This is a genomic window from Thermodesulfovibrio hydrogeniphilus, from assembly GCF_054657355.1.
In genome coordinates this window covers 1,121,754-1,140,870 of record NZ_BAAHYW010000001.1, presented here as the reverse complement: position 1 = coordinate 1,140,870, position 19,117 = coordinate 1,121,754, and the positions used below count along the sequence as shown (strand labels likewise).

General features: G+C 34.8%; 14 protein-coding genes. 6 read left to right on the top strand and 8 right to left on the bottom strand.

Features of this window, described 5'->3' with window-relative positions:
• The first annotated feature begins 155 nt into the window (after positions 1-155).
• The 4 genes from ACYQ3P_RS05720 (at position 156) to ACYQ3P_RS05705 (ending at position 5,747) form a co-directional block, all read left to right on the top strand.
• Positions 156-2,969 (top strand): AAA family ATPase, encoded by a 2,814-nt coding sequence (locus ACYQ3P_RS05720; protein WP_460176980.1) that lies wholly within the window; start codon positions 156-158, stop codon positions 2,967-2,969.
• A 380-nt stretch (positions 2,970-3,349) separates the two neighbouring features.
• Positions 3,350-4,144: a hypothetical protein gene (locus ACYQ3P_RS05715; protein ID WP_460176979.1), complete on the top strand. Its 795-nt coding sequence runs from the start codon at positions 3,350-3,352 to the stop codon at positions 4,142-4,144.
• A gap of 14 nt (positions 4,145-4,158) precedes the next feature.
• Positions 4,159-4,905, top strand: a complete 747-nt coding sequence (locus ACYQ3P_RS05710; RefSeq protein WP_460176978.1) for a UPF0149 family protein — start codon at positions 4,159-4,161, stop codon at positions 4,903-4,905.
• The gene (locus tag ACYQ3P_RS05705; RefSeq protein ID WP_460176977.1) at positions 4,890-5,747 is read left to right on the top strand and encodes a Clp1/GlmU family protein; all 858 of its coding nucleotides are present in this window, start codon (positions 4,890-4,892) and stop codon (positions 5,745-5,747) included. The genes ACYQ3P_RS05710 and ACYQ3P_RS05705 overlap by 16 nt, the downstream gene beginning before the upstream one ends.
• A gap of 392 nt (positions 5,748-6,139) precedes the next feature.
• On the opposite strand, the gene ACYQ3P_RS05700 is transcribed toward ACYQ3P_RS05705, so the two are convergent.
• The 8 genes from ACYQ3P_RS05700 to lnt all read right to left on the bottom strand — a co-directional run bounded on the left by ACYQ3P_RS05700 (position 6,140) and on the right by lnt (position 16,652).
• Positions 6,140-6,415, bottom strand: coding sequence for an EscU/YscU/HrcU family type III secretion system export apparatus switch protein (locus ACYQ3P_RS05700; RefSeq protein ID WP_460176976.1), 276 nt, complete (start codon positions 6,413-6,415; stop codon positions 6,140-6,142).
• On the bottom strand, positions 6,415-7,602 hold the full coding sequence (locus tag ACYQ3P_RS05695) for a hypothetical protein (protein ID WP_460176975.1): 1,188 nt from the start codon (positions 7,600-7,602) through the stop codon (positions 6,415-6,417). The genes ACYQ3P_RS05700 and ACYQ3P_RS05695 overlap by 1 nt, the downstream gene beginning before the upstream one ends.
• Positions 7,599-8,873: a serine--tRNA ligase gene (serS, locus tag ACYQ3P_RS05690; RefSeq protein ID WP_460176974.1), complete on the bottom strand. Its 1,275-nt coding sequence runs from the start codon at positions 8,871-8,873 to the stop codon at positions 7,599-7,601. Before serS ends, ACYQ3P_RS05695 begins: the two co-directional genes overlap by 4 nt.
• 12 nt (positions 8,874-8,885) lie before the next feature.
• On the bottom strand, positions 8,886-11,135 hold the full coding sequence (gene gyrB / locus ACYQ3P_RS05685) for a DNA topoisomerase (ATP-hydrolyzing) subunit B (protein ID WP_460176973.1): 2,250 nt from the start codon (positions 11,133-11,135) through the stop codon (positions 8,886-8,888).
• Positions 11,136-11,208: 73 nt separating this feature from the next.
• Positions 11,209-12,315 carry a DNA polymerase III subunit beta gene (gene dnaN / locus ACYQ3P_RS05680; protein ID WP_460176972.1) on the bottom strand — a complete coding sequence of 369 codons (1,107 nt, stop codon included), beginning with the start codon at positions 12,313-12,315 and terminating at the stop codon, positions 11,209-11,211.
• 15 nt (positions 12,316-12,330) lie between these two features.
• Complete coding sequence (dnaA, locus tag ACYQ3P_RS05675) at positions 12,331-13,635, bottom strand: chromosomal replication initiator protein DnaA (RefSeq protein WP_460176971.1); 1,305 nt, start codon at positions 13,633-13,635, stop codon at positions 12,331-12,333.
• 335 nt (positions 13,636-13,970) lie between these two features.
• A protein-coding gene (gene prfB / locus ACYQ3P_RS05670; protein ID WP_460176970.1) for a peptide chain release factor 2 occupies positions 13,971-15,084 on the bottom strand; the annotation gives its coding sequence in 2 pieces (ribosomal slippage) (positions 13,971-15,008 and positions 15,010-15,084; 1,113 coding nt in all).
• A complete protein-coding gene (gene lnt, locus ACYQ3P_RS05665) occupies positions 15,063-16,652 on the bottom strand; it encodes an apolipoprotein N-acyltransferase (RefSeq protein ID WP_460176969.1) in 1,590 nt (529 codons plus the stop codon). Before lnt ends, prfB begins: the two co-directional genes overlap by 22 nt.
• Before the next feature lie 32 nt (positions 16,653-16,684).
• On the opposite strand from lnt, the gene kdsB reads away from it, so the two are divergent.
• Both kdsB and pyrG read left to right on the top strand, forming a co-directional pair.
• Positions 16,685-17,452 (top strand): 3-deoxy-manno-octulosonate cytidylyltransferase, encoded by a 768-nt coding sequence (gene kdsB, locus ACYQ3P_RS05660; protein WP_460176968.1) that lies wholly within the window; start codon positions 16,685-16,687, stop codon positions 17,450-17,452.
• Entirely contained in the window at positions 17,431-19,083 is a 1,653-nt protein-coding gene (gene pyrG, locus ACYQ3P_RS05655; RefSeq protein WP_460176967.1) for a CTP synthase, read from the top strand. The genes kdsB and pyrG overlap by 22 nt, the downstream gene beginning before the upstream one ends.
• Positions 19,084-19,117 lie beyond the last annotated feature (34 nt).

Sequence of the window (19,117 nt, the reverse complement as noted above, 5' to 3'; positions counted from 1 at the left end):
CATCCACGAATCACCATTCACTATTCACCAATTAGGGACTGCTTCGCCCCAGATTGCCACGCTATCGCTCGCAACAGGGGGGCTCGCAGTGACGAGTGTCTATCTCTATTTTTCGGTTTTTCGGATGTAGTTAATAAATTTTGTTAAAATATTAAATGCTTATTCTTGAATACATTGGACTTAACTACTCAAGGGTTAAGCGTCAATACGAAAAAATTATTTCCTTTCTTGAAAGGGATGACTTTCGTTCTGCTCAGGTAAAAAAACTACCTGAATATGGACTTTACACTGCGAGGCTTGATGATTCAAATAGGCTTATTTTTAAGTCCATGAAATATAACGGAAAATATTATGCGGTAATTCTGGAAGTTGTTCTTAATCATGCCTATAACAAATCAAAGTTTTTAAGGGGAGCGAAAATTGATGAGTCAAAACTACCAGTGATTGATGAAATATCTAAAATGGAAGATGAAAATCTTTCAAACATCGTATATGTAAATCCTACTTCAAAGCATGTGCATATTCTTGATAAAATTATATCCTTTGATTCAGAGCAAGATGAGGTTTACAGAACCCCTCCGCCAATTATTATCATAGGTCCTGCAGGAAGTGGAAAAACAGCGCTTACCCTTGAAAAAATGAAACTCTTTCATGGACAGGGGCTTTATGTTACCCTTTCTCCATATCTCGTTGAAAACGCAAGAAATATTTATTTTGCAAACAATTATGAAAATGAAAATCAGGAACTCTCTTTCCTATCATTCAAGGAATTCTTAGAAACAATTCATGTACCTCAGGGCAAAGAAATCACATACAGAACATTTGCTTCATGGATTATGAGATTCCCAAAACAGCAGAGAGTCTCTGACCCTCATAAATTATATGAAGAATTTAAAGGCGTCATTACAGGCTCAGAAGTCAACAAACCATACTTATCTCGGGAAGAGTATCTTGCATTAGGAGTAAAACAGTCAATATTTCTTGAAAGCGAGAGGGAAAAAGTTTATGCTCTATTTGAAAAATATCTTAACTTCCTCAGAGAAAATGGGTTTTATGATCCAAATATTACAGCATTCAATTATCTTAGTCGGGTGAGCCCAACTTATGACTTTGTTGTGATAGATGAAGTCCAAGACATAACAAATGTCCAGCTCTATCTTATTCTAAAAACTCTTACAAATCCTGCAAATTTTATACTATGCGGAGATTCAAATCAGATTGTGCATCCTAATTTCTTCTCATGGAGTAAGCTCAAGTCAATGTTTTATAACAATGAAGAACTAAGGGATAGGAAAATTATCAGAATCTTACATTCAAACTTCAGAAATTCTCTTACTATTACCGAGCTTTCAAATAAGCTTATAAAAATTAAGCAAAAAAGATTTGGCTCTATTGACAGAGAAAGCACATATCTCATGAAAAGCCTATCAAGTGATTCAGGAGAGGTTTTACTTATAAGGGATAATGACAAGGTAAAAAGTGAAATCAATAAAATGATTAGACGTTCTGTAAAGTATGCCCTTATTGTGATGAGGGACGAAGATAAAGCTGCTGCAAGAAAATATTTTGACACTCCTCTTATTTTTAGCATTCATGAGGCTAAAGGCTTAGAATATGATAATGTTGTTCTTTACAATTTCGTCTCAAATGAGACGCAGAATTTTATGGAGATTATAAAAGGCATAAGTGAGGATGACCTTCAGGATGAACTCAGATATATGCGCGCCTCTGATAAGAGGGATAAATCTTTAGAAATATACAAATTTTTTATTAACTCCCTTTATGTAGCAGTTACCCGAGCTATCAAAAAGCTTTATTTAATTGAAAGCTATCCTGAGCATTCTCTTTTGAGACTTGTTGGCTTAAAAAATGCAGTTGATAAAGTTTCCTTTGAAGCACCTCAATCCACCCTTGAAGAATGGCAGGCTGAAGCAAGGAAGCTTGAACTTCAGGGCAAAACTGAGCAGGCAGAAGAAATTAGACGTTCAATACTAAAAACTGAGCCAGTTCCATGGGATGTTCTCACTCCTGAGAAAGCTGTTGCCCTTGCAAATCAGATTCGTATTGCAAAGGATAATCCTCAAAAGCCAAGAAAAACTCTATTTGACTATGCCCTTTTTTATGATGCAACTAAGATTATAGAGTTTCTCAGTCTGCAAAATTTTGACAAAGCAAGACAGATTTACATACAAAAACATGGGCAGTATATATTTAACTGGTCATTGTATGAACAGCACAGGACGAATTTTTTAATCAAAATACTTCAAAAATACTCTACAAACTTTTATACAGAGATAATAAAAAACTGTGAAAAGTACGGCGTTGACCATAAAACAGAGTTTAATGCGACACCTCTTATGTTGGCAATAAAAGCTGGAAACATTAAATTAATCAAAGATTTATTAAAATACGGAGCTGATACTGAAATAACTGATATCTTTGGAATGAATGCATGGCAGTTAGCTCTTCAAAGGACGATTCAAGATAAAAAATATGCGGAAAATGTATTTTCGGAGATTCATAAAATTTTATCTCCGTCCGGAATAAGTCTCAAAGTTGATGAAAAGCTTATAAAAATAGACAGTAAACTCGGAGAATTTCTCATTTTTCACATACTATATGTTTTAATTCCCCGTAGATTTAATGAAAGCCAAGAAGCTGCTATAACAGCAGTTGAACTATCTAAACTAATTGAAAACTTACCAGAGACAGTTGTACCAGAATACAGAAAGAAAAGACAATACATATCATCGCTTCTTTCTAAAAATGAAGTTCAAAGCACCAATCCCTATACCAGAAAAATCTTTAAACGCATCCAAAAGGGTAAATATGTTCTCAATCCTGAAATTCAAATAAAAATAAAAGATATTTGGATTGAAATATACAAGTCAGCAGGAATTGAACTTCTTAGCCATATTGTTTATGGCGATGATGCTCTTTACAAAGATTTCTTAAATAAGTTGAAATAGTCATAAATCATAGATAAAATTTAAAATAAATAGGTGATTTTTGATTGGCATCATATATTAAATACGAAAGATACAATAAGCAATGATGTTTTAAAATATGAGGAAAAGATATAATACAATTACGATTCGTCATTGCGAGGCAGACTGAAGGGATGCCGAAGCAATCTCAAAGCCTGCTTAGCTTCCTTCAGAAGCACGCAGTGACCGTATGGAGAGATGAGGTTCGCTGTAGAGGCATGGTGTTTTATCCTGCTATACTTACAACAGGGGGATAAAGTAACAATAGAAGGCAAAAAAACAAGATTGCATCGGGCTCATTCCTGGCAATAACGCTTAAGATTCATATATTTTAGTTTAAATAAAAAAGTGAGGAGAGAAAAATGAAAAAACTTAATGAAAAAGAAATGGAAAAAATATGCTTTTATTGTAATCACTTTTTCTTTGACAAAAGTAAAAAAGAAACTGAATATGGTATTTGTCTTTTAGATGAAGAGTTTGACCCATTTATTGAAGAAATTCTGGAGAAGGCGGACAAAGCCTCCTGCAGGGATTTAATTGAAAGGAAAAAATTTAAATGTGACAGAGAAGCCTGTGAAAAATTTGAGCCTGCTGAAATTATTTATATAGACGATAACACACCTATTGCAAGGGCATTAGAGAAGTTTTTGAAGAGAAAAAAAAGAGAAATATCAGATTTTGAATTTTTACTTTATGATGAAATAATGGCTGAAGAAAAGAAAAGAAAAGTTGATGACCTTATTGAAAAGCTTGAAAGTTCAAATGAGGAAGATAGAAATTCTGCCATAAAAAAACTGGGCAAATTAACTCATTTGGGAAACAATCATGCCTTTCGTGCACTTTCCAATTATCTAAGAAAACTTCCACCACCTCAGAATATTCAGGAAACACATCTAAAGATACAGATTTTAGAATATTTAAAACCACATAAAAAAAGCTCTAAAATCCTACCAATCCTGATTGATGAACTTTATAAAACACCCTCAAATAACACAACAAGACAATGGTTAAATGCCATATTTGATTTTATGAAGAGACTGCCTAAGGAAGAAATCCAATTACCCTTGCAAAGAATGCTGAATGACAAAAGATTTTCAAATAAGTTAAAAAATAAAATGATGAGTGTTTGGGAATATGTATGTAAAAGAGATGAATAAATAAGGAGAATAAAATGATAAGACTTTTTGAAATATTTAATCCTAAGCAAAAGGAACTTCTTCAGCGATTAATTTCTCTTTCTCAGAACAAAGACAAAGCTTTCACACTTCCACAGCTTGAAGGATTTCTTTACGGAATTGCAATTGTGCCTGATATGATTTTACCAAGCGAGTGGCTTGATCGACTTTTAGGTGTTCCTAAAGTAGTATTCAACAGTGAAACTGAGATGGAAGAATTGATTGGGAATCTATTTGAGGCTTATAACATAGTATTAGATCGTTTTAACGAGGGGTCATTAAAATTTCCCTATAATGTAAAAGATGCCTCTGAGGAACAGTTACAGGAAGTTAAGGAATGGTTGAATGGATTTATCAGTGGCTTGATGATGAGAAAAGAAATTTGGATAAAGGAAATTTTAGAGCTAACAAGCAAACCGGAGGATTTAAAAATCCAATTTCAAGAGCTTTTTGTTAAATCATTTTTTATTCTTTCTTGTTTCATTCATCCAAAGGAATTAGAGGAGGAATCTAAAATTTTAGAGAATGTAGATCCGTCAAAAACAAAGGATGAAATAATAAAAGAGATATTACCTGTTTCAATTAATATTATTATTGACTATGCAAAAATAATGCAGGAAAAACTTGCAGAACACTTAAGAGAAAACATTGATAATATCCCAGCCAAAAAAACCAAAGTTGGAAGAAATGATCCATGCCCATGCGGAAGTGGTAAAAAATACAAAAAATGTTGCGGGAAATAAGAAATTTTTCGCTTGATATTTTCATTGAGGAAAGCTGGAAGAAAGCCTTAGATAAAATCCTGCTTGCAAAGCGAATAATACTTCTTGGTGCAATTGACTCTGGAAAATCCACCTTTGCTAAATATGTTCTTTACAACTTTATCCAAAGGGAATCTCAAATTGCTTTTGTTGACTCAGATGTGGGACAAAGCTCAATTGCAATCCCCGGAACTATTGGAATAAAAAGAATAGCAAAATTTGAAGATATAAATTCCTTTGCAGATAGGTTTTTCTTTTTTGGCGGTATAACTCCATCGGTTTCAATCATCAGATTTTTAAAGGTATTTGAAAAGGCTATAAAAACTGCAGAAAGCTTTAATCTTCCTATTCTTGTTGATACAACAGGATTTATCACAGGCAATGGCAAACTTTTAAAGCTAAAAAAGATTGAAATTCTGAAGCCTGAACTTGTGGTGGGATTACAGAGAACAAACGAAATTGAGCATATTCTTGCGGAAATTCAGGTTCCCTATATTTTGCTTCAACCATCAAAAAATGTAAAGCCGAGAAATCCTGAAGAAAGAGCAAATTATAGAAAAAGAAAGCTTCAAGAGTACTTCAGCAATTCTGAAAGTTATCTCTTGCCTGTCAAAATGCTTCAAATTCACGATAAGAGCTTTATATATCAAAACGAAAAATACATAGGCAGGATGGCAGGATTATTTTCAGATGACGAATGCATTTCAATTGGAGTAGTTGAAGAGATAGATGAAAGCAATATAGTTATTAGAACTCCTCTGCATAAGATAGAAAACATAAGAAAAATTGTATTGGGCGAGATAACTATTCCCGAGCTTCTATAAAAGCCTGTTTTCTAAATTGTGCGATTCAAAAACGTCATTACAAAGGGTCGTCACGCCTTCTGCTTACGAAAGTTCCCGATCCTTTCGGTCATTGCGAGGGTGCGTTAGCACCCGAAGCAATCCCTAAACATCCGTAAAACGTAAGACGTGAGACGTAAAAGGCTAAAGGAGGGATTGCTTTGCAGTCCCTCGGACTGCTCGCAATGACACCCCTCCGTCATGGCGACTCCAAGCGAAGCGAGGAGGAGGCAATCTCCGTCACTGCGAGCCTCACCTTCGGTAAGGCTCGCAGTGACGGAAATAAAAACAATCGGTGAGGATCGCTATGACAGATTAAAAAAGGTTTTATAAAAAATCACTCAAATTAGATATTTATAAACCTCTGTTCGCCATCAATAGCTACCTGTTCTAATTTTTCCCTTAATTTGATACACAAAAACCAATATCTCAGCCACTGCTTTGTAAAGCTCTTCTGGTATTTCTTGATAAAGGTCCAATTTTGAAAGGGCTTCAACAAGAATATCATCTTCCTCAATAGGAACTCCGTGTTGCTTTGCAAGTTCAATTATCTTTTCAGCTATCCATCCCCTTCCCTTTGCAACAACACGGGGAGCTGAATCTTTCTTTTGTTCATATCTTAGTGCAACTGCTCTTTTACTCTTTTCCATTATACCTTCAAGCTTATACTTCCTTCTTTAACATCCCATTGTTTTATAAGTTCTTCGGTTTTTGAGACATAGTTTACAGAAGAAAGAGGCATTCCTTTAATATTAAATCTTTCCTTTAAATCGTTCTCTTGCTCTTTAATTATCTGAAGAGTTTTCAGCTGTCCTGCAAAGGTTACATAGAAGCTCTTGTTTATCATTGTGACAACAAAGGATAGAGGCTCATCTTTAAAATTAAGATTGACAAAAACAGCATGATATTCTTTTCCTTGTCTCTTTAAAGTTTTATAGGCTATGTCCGCAGAGCCTAAGTCTTTCCAAAAAATCGGTAAAAAAGTGAAGAAACTTTGAAATGTCTTTGAGAGAACCTGATAGCCTTCTATTTGTCTTAAAATCTGCTGAGCTTTTTCGCTGACTTCTTCAAAGCCCTGAGCCTTTGCATCTTTAATTATGCTATTCAGGATAACCTTTAAATCTTCCTTTACTGTCTCAATTTTTTCTGCAACAACTACTGCCTGCTTTACCTTTGCCTCAAATGAAACTCCAGAATTAAGTATAACTTGCTTTAATTTCTCTGGAGTTAACTCCTCAGGATGCTCAACAACTATAGCTTTTAGCTTTGCAATCTGGCTTTTATCAAAATTTGTTGCATCAAGCAAAGATATTAAATCCTTAATACCATCTGATACTGTAGAGCGGGAAAAAATTACCTCAAAGGCTTTCTGCAATAGAGCTGTTTTTTCTGGTTCAGAGAGATTTTCCATTGGAGTAGAAAGCAGATTTTTGATCAGTTCTGTCTGAAGATTTTTTATATCCTTCGGTTGATTGGTGACTTCGGGAAATAGGGATTCAAGAAGTTTTAAAATTTTCTCTGAAATTTCTCCCTCAGAAATAAACATTCCCTTCTGAACCTGTGCAGCTTCAGGAGGAGACAAAATTCTCAATGGAATTGTTCCGTCCTCAAGGGGTTTTTCAACTTTAACTAACACCGTATCTCCACTTTGGAGCTGTAAATCTCTCTGCATCTGAGCATTGAGCACTCTATCGTTAATCTTTACCTGAATTGTTCCTGTTGGAAGGATATCCATGATCTCTGCGGTTAGGATTTCGCCTACAATGAGTTTAATAGGCTCTGTGCTTTTCCCTTTATAGATGTTGATAATTCCAGATTGGTCAATCCGCTGAATCATCGGATTACATTAACGCCCATATAGGGCACTAAAACTTCAGGCACAACGACTGAGCCATCCTTTTGCTGGTAATTTTCAAGAATTGCTGCAACTGTTCTTCCAATTGCAAGACCTGAGCCATTGAGGGTATGAACAAACTCTGTTCCCTTTTTCCCTCTTCGGCGAAATCTTAAGTTTGCTCTTCTTGCCTGAAAATCTTCAAAATTAGAACAAGAGGAAATCTCCCTGTAACGACCTTGTCCTGGAAGCCAAACTTCTATGTCATAGGTCTTTGCAGAGGCAAACCCTAAGTCTCCTGTGCAAAGTACAATTACCCTATAAGGAAGTCCCAGCATCTGAAGTACCGCTTCAGCATCTTTTGTAAGAGTCTCAAGTTCTTCGTAGGAATCCTCAGGCTTTACAAATTTTACAAGCTCCACTTTGTTGAATTGATGCAGTCTAATAAGCCCTCTCACATCCTTTCCATGTGAGCCTGCTTCTTTACGAAAGCAAGGAGTGTATGATACATAGTAAATTGGTAAGTCATCTTCATTAAGTATCTCTTCCCTATGCAGATTTGTTACAGGGACCTCTGCTGTTGGAATAAGATAAAACTCTGGGTCAACAGTCTTAAACATCTCCTCTTCAAATTTTGGAAGCTGTCCTGTTCCTATCATTGAAGCTTTATTCACCAAAAAAGTTGGTAATACTTCCTTGTAGCCCTTTGATGTGTGCAAATCAAGCATGAAATTAATAAGTGCCCTTTCAAGTCTTGCACCTAATCCTTTCATGACTGCAAATCTACTTCCTGCGATCTTGCCTGCTCTTTCAAAATCTATAATTCCTAAAATTTCGCCTATGTCCCAATGATTTAAGGGAGTAAAATCAAATTCGCGCGGAACACCCCACCTTCTAATCTCTACATTCTCTGTTTCATCCTTTCCTACAGGCGTTGTATGGTGAGGAATATTTGGGAGAATTAAAAGAAAATTTTGAACTTTCTCTTCAATCTCCTTAAGCTTGTCCTCAATAGTTGAAAGCTCCTCGCCAAGCTCTCTCATCTCAAGAATTAGCTTATCTATTTTTTCTGCCTCAGCTTTTTCTTTTTTAAGTTTTGCAATCTCTTGAGATACTGAGTTTCTTACTGCCCTTTTTTCCTCAATTTCACGAAGTAAACTGAGTCTTTCCTGCTCTAAAGAGAGAAACTCATCAAAATTTATTTCATAGCCTCTCTTTTGTAATGCATCTATAACTTTATCTGGATTAGCCCTTACAAATTTTATATCAAGCATTGATTCCTCCTCTTATATATCAAGATTTCTTACTTCAAGGGCATGTTTTACTATGAAGTCCTTTCGCGGTTCTACTTCATCACCCATAAGAATAGTGAAAATATCATTTGCCTTCTGGGCATCTTCAATTGTTACCTGAAGAAGAGTCCTTGTCTCAGGATTCATTGTAGTGTCCCAGAGTTGATCAGGATTCATCTCTCCAAGTCCTTTATATCTTTGGATTGTAAGTCCCTTTTTAACAGCATCCATAATCTTTGTATATACTTCCCATAAAGATTTTGTCTTAATTATTTCATTTTTAATTTTCAGTTCTATTTCATTCTGAGCATTTTTAATGGAGAGACCTTCAATTTTTTCAAATATTTCCTTTAATGCTTGAAAATCTCTCACCGAAGTAATCTCTGGAGCAGTTGAATCAGAGAGCAACAAATTTTCTATGTATGAAGGTGAAAAGCCTTTTCTTTCAAAGGCTTCCAAGATTTTACCGTAATCAAAAATGAGTTTCAGTATATCTTCCACTGAAGTTTCATTATCCCTTTGAGGCATTCCTTCAGACATGAAAGAAATCTCTTCCTTTGCAATCTCCTTGAGAAAATCATAAAACTCCTCTTCTGTTTGAATATATCTTTCCCATTTACCTCTCTTTATTCTGTAAAGAGGAGGCTGGGCTATATAGAGATAACCCCTTTCAATTAATTCAAACATCTGCCTGTAAAAGAATGTCAGAAGTAATGTCCTTATGTGAGAGCCGTCAACATCCGCATCAGTCATAAGGATTATTTTGTGATATCTTACTTCTTCAAGACTAAAATTATCCTTTATACCTCCTCCAATTGCAGTAATTAGTGTTTTTATTTCCTCTGAGGTAAGCATTTTGTCTATTCTTGCTTTTTCAACATTTAAAATTTTTCCCCTCAATGGTAAAACCGCCTGATAACGTCTATCCCTTGCTTGTTTTGCAGAACCACCTGCACTGTCACCCTCAACAATAAAGAGCTCTGCCCTTGATGGGTCTTTCTCAGTACAGTCAGCAAGTTTTCCGGGAAGAGTTGTGTCTTCCAAAATCCCCTTTCTTCTTGTAAGTTCCTTTGCTTTTTTTGCAGCTTCCCTTGCCCTTGCAGCATCTTTTGCCTTTTCAACTATTTTCTTTGCATGATTTGGATTTTCCTCAAGCCATCTACTCAGCCCTTCATTCACAATTGTCTCAACTATTCCCTTAACTTCGCTGTTGCCAAGCTTCATCTTTGTCTGTCCTTCAAATTGAGGGTCAGGAACTTTAACGCTTATTACAGCTATTATGCCTTCCCTTACATCATCGCCTGAGAGAGATTCTCTGCCCTCCTTCAGCAAACCCTTTTCTATTGCATAATTATTTATCGTCCTTGTAAGAGCTGATTTAAATCCAACAAGATGCGTTCCGCCCTCACGGGTATTAATATTATTCACAAATGTAAAAATCCCTTCAGAATAGCTCTCATTATACTGAATTGCTATCTCAACCAAAACACCATCCCTTTCGCCTGTTATGTATATGGGCTTAGGATGAAGAACTCTTTTGCCTTTGTTTAAATCTTCAACAAAAGAGACTATGCCTCCCTCAGCAACAAATTCCTCAAAATAGCCGTCTCTTTCATCATGCAAAATGATTTTTAATCCTTTGTTAAGATATGCAAGCTCTTTGAATCTCTGGGCAAGTATTTCTCGTGAAAATTCAGTAACCTCAAATATTTCAGGGTCTGGTTTAAAACTAATCTTCGTTCCTGTCTCATTTGTCTCTCCGATAGTTTCAAGAGAGGTCACAGGTGTGCCGCGAGCATATCTCTGCTTCACAATTTTACCGTTTCTTCTGACCTCAACCTCAAGCCACTCAGAAAGTGCATTTACAACACTAACTCCTACACCATGAAGTCCACCACTAACCTTATAGGCTTTTGACTCAAACTTTCCACCAGCGTGCAATTCTGTAAGAACTATTTCAAGAGCAGTTCTTCCTTCAGGGTCTTCAGGATGAACACCTGTAGGAATTCCTCTTCCATTGTCAATAACTGTGCAACTTCCGTCTTTATGCAAAGTAACCTCTATTTTGTTACAAAAACCTGCCAATGCTTCATCTACGCTGTTGTCAACAACCTCATAGACAAGATGATGAAGCCCCTCTACAGATGTAGAGCCAATATACATTGCAGGACGCTTTCTTACGCCCTCAAGCCCTTTAAGAATTTTTATATCTTCAGCCTTATAGGTCTGCTCTTTGGCAACCATTTTTCCCCCTTTTTAATAAGTAAAACATTTCACTTACACTTACACTTACACTTACACTTGCACATACACCCACTTATAACCTTAATGGCATTACCACGCTTTCGTAAACAAAAGAGCCTTGTTCAACAGCATCTGTTATGTATACTGCCTTTTCAGGCTCATACATTGTTATTTTTGCTTTATCAGATGATGTATTTTCAAGGGCTTCTATTAAATATTTAGCATTAAAACCAACAATCAAAGGCTCTGCCTGATAATCTATTGTAAGCTCATCAGTTGCCTCTCCTAATTCAGGGTCATAGGCAGACACTGTTACAAGATCCTCGCTCCATTCAGTTTTGACTGCATACTGACGTTCTTTGCTTAAAACAGAAACCCTCTTAAGGGAGGCTATAAGCAATTCTTTGTCAACTGTTGCAATCTTGTCATTATGTCTTGGAATTACTGCCTCATAATCAGGATAATTTCCCTCAATCATGCGAGACAGAAAACTAATTCCATCTATTTCACACATGATATGGGTTTTACCAATATGAATTGATACATTTTCCACATCAGATAAAAATTTCTTAAGCTCATTCAAAGATTTCTTTGAAAGAATGACTTTCATTTCACTATCTATATTTAAATCTTCTATCTGCGTTCTGAAAACAGCAAGCCTGTGACCGTCTGTTCCAACTACATTAAGCTCTGATTTCGGCTTTAAATGGAAAAGAAGCCCATTTAAGAAATATCTTGCATCAGCATCTCCAGCAGCATACACAGTTTTTTCAATGGCTGTAAGAATTAAATCCCTTGAAAGAGTTATTTTTGTAGCATCGCCAATCTGTGGCCAAACAGGAAATTCTGATGGGTCTAAAGTAGCAAGCCTAAAGGTTGTTCTTCCACTCTGAATTTTAAGCCAGTTTTCTTGAAGAGAAATCTCAAAGTCCTCATCAAGCTCTTTTACTATCTCGTAAAACTTTTTTGCTGGAATACAGGCTCTACCTTCCTCTATGACTTCAATTTCAATCGGCTGCTTTACCGCAGTCTCAAGATCAGTGGCTAAAATATAACCACCTTGATGGGTTATATCCATTAAAAAGTGATTTAATACAGGCATTATACTTTTTTTCTCAACGATATTTTGAATCTTAGAGAGCTTCTCTTGTATCTCTGATTTTTTCACTTTTACATGCATGTTTTCCTCCCTTTATTATTTGTTTTCCTGAAGTTTTCTTATTATGCTATCTATTAAACCAGCAGTGCTGGGATCCTTTTCAATTTGTTTGCACGCATATATAACTGTTGCATGGTCCTTTCCAAATGCATTTCCTATTTCAGTAAGAGACATATTTGTTAGTTTCTTAGCAATATACATGGCTATTTTTCTTGCGTTAGAGATTTCCTTTGTCCTTTTCTTAGATTTAATATCTTGAAGCTTTATCCCTAAAGAATCGCATACTGCCTTTTGAATAATTTCAATTGTAATAGGCTTGTTCTCATCGGGCAGTAAATCTTTGAGAATGTGTTTTGCTACATCAAGGGTTATAGGACTATTTGTGAGGGTTGTATAAGCGCATAGTTTTATTAGTGCACCTTCCAACTCTCTAACATTGGACTTGATTCTGGATGCTATGAAATAGGCAACATCCTCTGGAAGCTTCACTCCCTCTATCTCTGCCTTTTTATAAAGAATAGCCATACGAGTTTCTATCTCAGGTGGCTGAATATCTGCTATAAGTCCCATTCCAAATCTTGAACGAAGTCTATCAGTAATATCTGAAATTTCAAGTGGTGGACGATCACTGGAGATGACAATCTGCTTTTGTTTGCTGTAAAGCTCATTAAATGTATGGAAAAACTCCTCCTGCGTTGAATCTTTCCCTGCTACAAACTGAATATCATCAACGATAAAGACATCCACTGTTCTGTATTTCTGGCGAAATTCAGGCATTTTTTCATGCCTAATAGCTGATACGAATTCTCCAGTAAACTGTTCAGTGGATATATAACAAATATTTAATTCAGGATTATTTTCTAACATAAAATTACCAATTGCAGAAATAAGATGCGTTTTTCCAAGACCAACTCCACCATATATAAAAAGCGGATTATAAGCAAAACCCGGATTCTCTGCAACCCTTAAAGCTGCTGCATGGGCAAACTGATTAGAAGGTCCGATCACGAAAGAGCTAAATGTGTATTTCGGATTTAAGTTTCCTTTTTTTACTAATTTCTTTTTTTCATTCGCTTCCTGAGGAACTTGAGATTTGCCACTTATAACATAAAGCACATTATAATCATTCCCTGTTATCTCATTTAACACTTCTTTAATCAGATTTGGAAAATTATCTTCTATCCAGTCTTTAAAAAACCTATTAGGCACTTCAACAATAGCCTCAGAGCCCTTGAGACTTATGAGCTTTATAGGTGAAAACCATAGCTCAAAGGTTGAGTCTCCAACTTTTTGAGATATTATTTCCAGTGCTTTATGCCAAATTTTTATTAACTCTTCCATTTTTCAACAACTTTTCAACATTTGTTAAAAACTTTCTTGTTAAATGCTTGTTAAATCAGATAATCCTTATTTTTTCAATAAGATATCCCACTATTGCCTTCTTGTGACCTTCTCATTATATCCTATGCTATCAACAAAGTCAAGTTTACTGTTAAAAACCTGTAAAATTCTCTAAATTTCTAACAAAATAAAATATTAACCATATCAAACTCGTTAAAATTGTTAAAATTCTCTTAAAATTTCTTACTCTGTAACCATATGATATATAAGTAAAAAATAAAAAATTTTACAAAATGCGCAAACCTACTTCAACTTCTAACAAAAAAATAAAAAAACTAAGATAAAGAAGCATATTTTTTCAAATAAGTCTCAATAAACAAATCTAAATTTCCATCTAAAACTTCATCAACATTATAAACCTCTAAGTCAGTTCTATGGTCCTTTATCATTCTATAAGGATGCAAAACATAAGACCTTATCTGACTACCCCAAGCGATATTCTTTTTCTCTCCAGTCAAAGCCTTAAGCTTATCTTCTTTCTCTTTTTCAATTAAATCATAAAGCTTAGACCTTAATATTCTCATAGCAATTTCTTTGTTTCTATGTTGAGACCTTTCTGTCTGGCATGTAACAATTATACCAGTAGGAATATGAACAATTCTTACAGCAGAGGAAACTTTATTAACATGCTGACCACCTGCTCCAGATGCCCTAAAGGTATCAATTCTCAAATCTTCTTCTTTAATCTCAACCTGAATATTATCCTCTATTTCAGGGCATACATGAACAGCAGCAAAGGAAGTGTGTCTTCTTTTATTTGCATCAAAAGGTGATACTCTAACAAGCCTATGAACACCTGCCTCAGCTTTTAAGTATCCATATACATAAGGTCCTTCAACAGTAAATGTAACATCCTTAATTCCAGCCTCTTCTCCAGGTTGTAAATCAATTATTTGAACTTTATAACCTTTTCTTTCAGCCCATCTAAAATACATACGCATTAAAATTTCAGCCCAATCCTGACTTTCTGTTCCTCCTGCTCCCGGATGAATTGAGACAATTGCATTGTTTTTATCATGCTCTCCATTAAGAAGTAGTTTAAGCTCTAATTCATTAATTTGAGACTTTAAGCTTTCTACTTCGCTTTCTAAATCTTGTATGAAAAGATATCCTTCTTCTTCTGAATCTGCTATATCAATAGCCTCTTCAAGATATAAAATTTTATCTGTTATAGCTTCAATAGGCTCTATTACATCATTAAGTCTGTTTTTTTCCCTTTGAATCTCCTTTATTTTATCCAAATCCTGCCATATTTCTTCCTTTTGAAGCTCTGCTTCTAAACTAAGTAATTTTTCCTTAAGATTGTCTATTTCAAAGACAACCTCTTAAAGAAATAATTTTTTCTTTTATTTCTTTTAATTGAGTCTTTAAATCTTCACATGTAACCATTTTTTACCTCCTATGCTTAAATTCCATAATACAAAAATCAAAGAAACAACAATGCAAATATATGCAAAAATATCTCCATATTTAGTGTAAAAACTCATTTTTTCATTCACAAAAATATCTTCAACTAAAAAAGTCCTCTCAAAAAGCCTTGTCTTTTTTACAATTCTACCTTTGCTGTCTATATATCCAGAAATACCTGAATTTGCTGCCCTAACTAAGGGCTTTCTGTTCTCTATGGCTCTAAATACTGCCATTGAAAAATGCTGATAAGGACCTGAAGTGTTTCCAAACCATCCATCATTTGTTATATTGACAATAAAATTACCACCTTTTTGATAAAATTTTCTTACCTGACTGGGAAATATGCTTTCATAGCATATTAAAGTAGAAAACTTTCCAAATGGCGTTACTGCAACATTATAGTTTTCACCAGCCTTGTAATCTCCTACTCCAACGGTAAGCTTATCAATGAAAAATAAAATTTTCCTTAGAGGAACATACTCACCAAATGGTACTAAATGTATTTTATCATAATAATAAGCAATAACTCCATTTGGATCAAGCAAAACCGAGCTATTTGTAAATTTATCGGGCTCTCTTTCCATGATGCTTCCGAATAAAAGATAAATATTTTCATTTTTTACAAAATAGATTAAATCGTTGGTATAGATTTTATGTTTATCAAAAACAAAGGGAACAGCAGTTTCTGGCCAAACAATTAGGTCAGGATTAAAGGCTTTTGCCTTTAATGTTAAATTTTTATATATATCAATTATTTCTAAGATTTTCTTATTGTCCCATTTTATATCCTGTGGAATACTACCTTGTACTATAGCAACTTTAACAGAATGGTACTCATCAATTTCATTTAATTTTTTAAATCCGTACGAAATGCAAAAAATAAAAATGACAATAACAGTAATTGTACTTGTAATGATGGGATAATACGGTAAAAGCGGAAAGTTTGTCTTTTGTCTTTTAAAAATTAAAATATCAAAGACAAAACAATTAAATAAAACAACAAGAAATGATACACCGTAAATTCCAGTTATATCTGCAATTTGTGAGATTAATAAAAATTTATACTGACTATATCCAATCAATGCCCAAGGAAATCCTGTTAAAAGATAATTTCTTAAAACTTCTAATGATACCCATATGAACGGAGCATAAAAGGAAGTAGGTAAGTTAGTTTTTAGTAATGCCTTGTAAATTAAAGCAAAAGCCATTACATATAAGGATAGATAAATGGATAAAAGAATAACTACTAAAAAACTGAATAACAAAGGTACAGAGCCATAATAATATAGGGAATGATAAATCCAATAGACATTTCCCAAAAAATAAAATGTTCCGAATATTAGTCCACCCTTTTTAACTGTCTTATAATCAGAGGCATTATATAAAAAGTAAAAGAAAGGTAAAAATGCTATCCAAGCAAGTGGAAATAAATCAAATGGAGCAAAGCTTAAAATCAAAAAAATGGCTGATACAAAACATAAAAAGTATTTTTTCAATGAAGAAATAACAGTATTTTTTATGTCGTATATAATCTCTGGTAAAAGCATTAGATATTTATGTTATCATAAATCTTAAAGTTATGGTTACTATATGTATAATTCCTGCAAGATATGCATCAACAAGATTTCCCGGCAAACCCCTTGTTCACCTCAGAAATAAGCCAATTATCCAGCATATCTATGAAAGAGCGAAAAGTGCTAATCTACTTGATGAGGTATTTGTTGCAACAGATGATATAAGAATTTATGAGACCGTGGAGTCCTTTGGCGGCAAAGCAATTATGACCTCTGCCCATCATCCCTCAGGCACAGACAGAATTGCTGAGGCAGTTGAAAAATTAATTAAAGATGGATACAATTTGAAAGAGGACTCTATAATAATTAATCTTCAAGGAGATGAACCTCTTATAAAACCAGAAATGATTGACCAACTCGTTGAACTAATGAAATCTGGCAAGGAATTTATCGGAACCCTTGTAAGACTTATTGATAATATTGAAGAATTTAATAATCCCAATGTAGTAAAGGCTGTATTTGATAAAAATGGATATGCCCTTTATTTTTCACGCTCGCCAATTCCCTATGACAGAGTCAGAGCTGAAAAATGCTCATCCTGCTATAATTTTATGTATAAACACATTGGGATTTATGGCTATAGATTGAACATTCTCAAAAAATTTGTCAGTCTTGCCCCATCTACCCTTGAAAAAATTGAAAAACTTGAGCAATTAAGGGCTCTTGAGAATGGAATTAAAATTAAAATAGCAATTACGCAATATGATTCAATTGGAATAGATACACCTGAAGATTTGGAGGTAGCAGAAAAATGCCTAAGTATATCTTTATAACTGGCGGAGTAGTTTCGGCTTTAGGAAAAGGAATTGCAGCATCAGCAATTGGTGCACTTCTTGAGGCAAAGGGATTTAAAGTGACTATTCAAAAGCTTGACCCATATATCAATGTTGACCCGGGAACTCTCAGTCCCTTTGAACATGGAGAAGTTTATGTCACTGATGATGGATGTGAGACAGATTTAGACCTTGGACACTATGAGAGATTTACCCATCTTACAACTTCCCATGTCAATAATTACACATCAGGAAAAATTTACTTCAATGTAATTTCAAAGGAAAGAAGAGGTGATTATTTAGGTCATACTGTTCAGGTTATTCCCCATGTTACAGATGAAATCAAGTCAGCAATTAAGTCCGCAGCAGGAGATAATGATTACGATATAGTTATTGTTGAAGTTGGAGGAACTGTTGGTGATATTGAAGGACTACCATTTCTTGAGGCAATAAGGCAGATTAGATACGATGTAGGAAGGGAAAATGTGCTATATATTCATCTTACCCTTGTTCCCTATATAAAGAGCGCAGGAGAGCTAAAAACAAAGCCAACCCAGCATAGTGTCAACAGTTTAAGGGCTATTGGAATTCAGCCAGACATTTTGCTTTGTAGAGCTGACAGACCCATTCCATCGGCTTTAAAGAAAAAAATAGCCCTCCACTGCAATGTTGATTTAGATGCTGTGATTTCAGCCCACGATGTTGAAACAGTATACGAAGTTCCTCTTAATTTTAAAAATGAGGGACTTGACCTTTTAATTGAAAAGAAATTATCCCTTCCTCACAGAATTGGTGACTTATCTCAATGGGAAGAAGTAGTTGATAGAATCAAAAATCCAAAGGATGAGGTTAATATAGCAGTAGTTGGAAAATATGTAGGATTAAAGGATTCTTACAAGAGTCTTACAGAGGCTTTAATTCATGGAGGAATTGCAAATAATACTAAAGTCAATATTCTTTGGGTTAATTCAGAGGATATAGAAAAAAATGGAGCAAAGGAGTATTTGGAGCACGCCCATGGAATTTTAGTTCCGGGCGGATTTGGTTCACGAGGTATAGAGGGTAAAATTGAGGCAATAAGATATGCGAGGGAAAATAAAATTCCCTTTTTTGGCATCTGTCTTGGAATGCAATGTGCTGTGATAGAGCTTAGCAGAAATCTTGCAAAACTTAATGCCAATTCAACAGAGTTTGACCCTGCTACAGAAAATCCTGTTATTTATCTGATGGAGAGATGGTTTAATCCCAGAACTGGACAATATGAAATTCGTTCAGCAGAATCACAAAAAGGTGGTACAATGAGACTTGGAGCTTATTCATGCATTATAAAGGAAGGCACAAGAGCCTATGAAGCATATAAAGTCAGAGAAATATCAGAAAGACACAGACACAGATATGAGTTTAATAATAAATATATTCCAATCCTTGAAGAAAAGGGAGTTGTCTTTAGCGGTACTTCTCCAGATGCACAGCTTGTTGAAATTATTGAGTTGAAGGAGCATCCTTGGTTTTTAGGTTGCCAGTTCCATCCTGAATTTAAATCAAAACCCTTTAAGCCTCATCCATTATTCAGAGATTTTATAAAAGCCTCTTTGAGGGAAAGAAGAACACTCTTTAGTTTTGTTGAATAAAAAAAAGCGGGGCTTTTTAGCCCCGCTTGGTCTT